This window comes from Polaromonas sp. P1_G2 (assembly GCF_056405515.1).
In genome coordinates this window covers 1-730 of record NZ_JBFUBY010000615.1, presented here as the reverse complement: position 1 = coordinate 730, position 730 = coordinate 1, and the positions used below count along the sequence as shown (strand labels likewise).

Genomic DNA, 730 nt, shown 5'->3' with positions numbered 1-730 from the left:
AGCATGAACCTCGACGGGGCGRCCRACGGCCTTSGAGAGRACCGAGTATTTGTTGTTGTCGAAACGAACCGTGCAGGTCTTCGATACCGACGCCGGAACRCAGTGAAAGCCGTCGAACGGGCCGACATAATGCACCAGGCTGCCGCGCTCTTCCTCGAACATCTGCCAGATCGTCTGCTCGGACTGTTCGGGATGGCGGTGYGMYTTGGCATAGGCGATGCATTTGTCGAGCARCCAGACATTCARCTCTTCCAAGCTTTTGACCCTGAGGCGTGGCGTGAAGAAGCGCTCACGCACSAGGCCGACCTGGTTCTCGACYTGRCCCTTCTCCCAGCCGGAWGCGGGTGTGCAGGCGACAGGCTGAACAAGATAGTGGCTGCACATCTGCAGGAAGCGCCTGTTGTATTGCCGTTCCTTGCCAACGAACACGGTCTCGACCGCCGTCTTCATGTTGTCGTAGATGCCGCGCGTGCAGGTCCCACGGAAGAAGGCAAACGCCTTGTCATGGGCGTCGAACACCATCTCCTGGCTCTCGCGCATGTAGGCCCGAACGAACATCATCCGGCTGTGGCAGAGCCGGACATGGGCGACCTTGATCGTCGTCGTCACCCCRTWGATCAGSACGATCTCGTGGCTCCAGTCRAACTGGTAGGCCTCGCCSGGYGSATAATAGAGCGGCACATAGGCTTCAGCCGTCACAGCGCCCCGGTTCTTTGACCATGTCTTGGCG

Annotated in this window: 1 protein-coding gene; it reads right to left on the bottom strand. The window is 59.7% G+C overall.

The features are described 5' to 3' along the window. The coding region (gene istA, locus AC1D0P_RS26525) for an IS21 family transposase (protein ID WP_477679456.1) at positions 1–730 on the bottom strand (730 nt) is incomplete at both ends.